A 2,776-nucleotide genomic window follows, 5' to 3' on the forward strand; every position below is an offset into this window, starting at 1 on the left:
GTGCAGGTCGTTGCCACTGCGGCCGACGCTGCACAGCGCGGTGTTGCCGGCAGCGGTGCCGGACAGGGCGACGGACTTCTTCGGCTTGAAGGTCGGGGTTGCGGTCGTATCGTTCATGTTTCCCTCCGAAACTTGATGGTGCAGGGTACTGCTTATTTCTTGGCGGCGAACAGCGCATCGAGCTGCTGCTCGAAGGCGTGGTAGCCGATACGGTCATACAGCTCCTCGCGGGTCTGCATGCTGTCGATCAGGTTGCGCTGGTGGCCCTCACGGCGGACCGTCTGGTAGACGTTCTCGGCGGCCTTGTTGGCGGCGCGGAACGCCGACAGCGGGAACAGCTGGATGGCAACGCCGGCCGAGGCCAGCTCGTCGCGGCTGAACAAGGGGGTCGCGCCGAATTCAGTGATGTTGGCCAGTACCGGCACCTTCACCGCATCGACGAAGCGGCGGTAGGTATCCAGGTCATAAGCGGCCTCGGCGAAGATGCCGTCGGCACCGGCTTCGACGCAGGCGATGGCACGTTCGATGGCCTTGTCCACGCCGTCCACCTGGATGGCGTCGGTGCGCGCGATCAGGAAGAAGTCCGGATCGGTCTTGGCATCGGCTGCGGCCTTCACGCGGTCGACCATTTCGCCCTGCGAGACGATCTCCTTGCCCGGGCGATGACCACAGCGCTTGGCGCCGACCTGGTCTTCGATATGACAGGCGGCCGCGCCGGCCTTGATCAGCGACTTCACGGTGCGCGCGATGTTGAACGCGCTGGGGCCGAAGCCGGTGTCGATGTCGACCATCAGCGGCAGGTCGCAGACGTCGGTGATGCGGCGCACGTCCACCAGCACGTCTTCCAGGGTGTTGATGCCCAGGTCCGGCAGGCCCAGCGAGCCGGCGGCCACGCCACCGCCGGACAGGTAGATGGCACGGAAACCCGCGCGCTTTGCCAGCAGCGCATGGTTGGCGTTGATCGCGCCGATAACCTGCAGCGGCGATTCGGCAGCCAGCGCCTCGCGGAAGCGGGCACCGGCGGAAGAGAGGGTCGAAACGGTCATGCGGCGATCCAGGTTGAAGGACACAGGGGTAAGCGCAAACACCATGCCAACCTGCAAGCGATTGATTTCACGGGGATGACCGGCCCGCAACACTGAAACATATGAAACATTGAAACGGATGTATCATGAAACATCGCCTCCCGGTCTCCGTTGCATGTACCTGCCCCGCTCACCCCTGCGCCACGCCGATGCCGACCCCGGCCGCCCGGTGATCTGGACGGTCAGCGTCTCGCGCCTGACCGGCCTGCTTGGCGATGTCATTCCCGAGTTCGACCGCCGCGCACGCATCGAGCAGATCAACCTGGGCTTCGAGGAAGCCGTGGAAGTGATCGGCCAGCGCCTGCGCCGCGAGCACTGCGACGTGGTGATTGCCGGCGGCTCAAACGCGGCCTGGTTGCGCGGTCGCCTGGACCTGCCGCTGGTACCGATCCACGCCAATGGCTTCGACCTGATGGAAGCGCTGGCGCGCGCCCGCCGCATCGCCCCACGCATCGGCCTGGTCACCCATGCCAGCGACGTGCCGGTGTTCAGCAGCTTCCAGCAGAGCTTCGGCCTGGACATCGAGCACCGCCGCTTCGTTACCCGCGAAGATGCCCGCGACTGCATCGCCGACCTGCGCGCCAACGGCATCGAAGTGATCGTCGGCACCGGCATGGCCATCGACCATGCCGAACAGGCCGGACTGCCCGGCGTGCTGCTGTACTCGGCCGATTCGGTGCGGCAGGCGTTCGAGCATGCGCTGGAGCTGACCCAGGCCATGGCCCGCTCCGGCGGCAACCGGCCGGCTCCGCGCCGCCGAACCGCCCCACGCAACGATGCGCATGCCCTGCTCGGCGACAGCAATGCGATGGCCGACGTGCGCGCACAGATCGCACTGTACGCCCCGCACGACAGCACCGTACTGGTTACCGGCGAGACCGGCACCGGCAAGGAACTGGTTGCACGCCAGCTGCACGCCGCCAGCGGTCGTCGCGGTCGTTTCGTTGCGCTGAACTGCGGCGCGATCAGCGAATCACTGCTGGAAGCGGAGCTGTTCGGCTACAGCGACGGCGCCTTCACCGGTGCGCGTCGCGGGGGGCGCGTCGGCCTGGTCGAGGCGGCCGATGGCGGTACGTTGTTCCTGGACGAGATAGGCGAACTGCCGCTGCCATTGCAGACCCGCCTGCTGCGGGTGCTGGAAGAACGCGAAGTGCTGCGCGTGGGCGCCACCGAACCGACCCCGGTCGACCTGCGCGTGGTCGCCGCCACCCTGCAATCGCTGGAGCAGCGCGCGGCGGGCGGCAGCTTCCGTCGCGACCTGTATTACCGGCTGGCCGCGCTGCGCATCGCACTGCCCACTCTGCGTGCACGGCGAGGCGATATCCCGCTGCTGACCACGCACTTCTTCCGCGAACTGCGCGGCATCGATGCACCGCTGGATGCAGAAGCGCTGGCCCTGCTCAGCGCAGCCGATTGGCCAGGCAATGTGCGTGAACTGCGCAATCTGGTGGATAGGCTGCGCATCCACTGGCAGCCCGGTGAAGGACTGATCGATGCAGCACGCCTGCTGCAGCTGGCGCCGGAGCTGGTGAGCGAAGGCGCCGCCACACTGCCGCTGGAAGGCAACGGCAAGCGCCCACCGCGTGCGCAGCTGGAGGCGCTGCTGCAGGAACACCGCAATGACCGCGAAGGCATGGCGCAGGCGCTGGGTGTGTCACGCACCACGCTGTGGCGGTGGCTGCGCGCGGAGG

Annotated in this window: 2 protein-coding genes and 1 pseudogene; 1 reads left to right on the plus strand and 2 read right to left on the minus strand. The window is 67.2% G+C overall.

Going from position 1 to position 2,776, the window contains the following annotated elements; genetic code table 11:
• Positions 1-117, minus strand: a pseudogene (locus AB4Y84_RS18525) (2-methylcitrate synthase); the annotation flags it as partial.
• Positions 118-152: 35 nt separating this feature from the next.
• Positions 153-1,046 (minus strand): methylisocitrate lyase, encoded by an 894-nt coding sequence (gene prpB, locus AB4Y84_RS18530; RefSeq protein WP_025877008.1) that lies wholly within the window; start codon positions 1,044-1,046, stop codon positions 153-155.
• A 154-nt stretch (positions 1,047-1,200) separates the two neighbouring features.
• Here prpB and prpR point away from each other — a divergent pair.
• On the plus strand, positions 1,201-2,776 hold a 1,576-nt coding region (gene prpR, locus AB4Y84_RS18535; protein ID WP_442250624.1), incomplete at its 3' end, for a propionate catabolism operon regulatory protein PrpR.

The sequence above is a fragment of the Stenotrophomonas sp. 2YAF22 genome, from assembly GCF_052114665.1.
GTDB lineage: Bacteria > Pseudomonadota > Gammaproteobacteria > Xanthomonadales > Xanthomonadaceae > Stenotrophomonas > Stenotrophomonas indicatrix.

Excerpts from the sequence above, each read along its gene's own strand:
- prpB (WP_025877008.1), bottom strand. The coding sequence starts at position 1,046 with ATGACCGTTTCGACCCTCTCTTCCGCCGGTGCCCGCTTCCGCGAGGCG.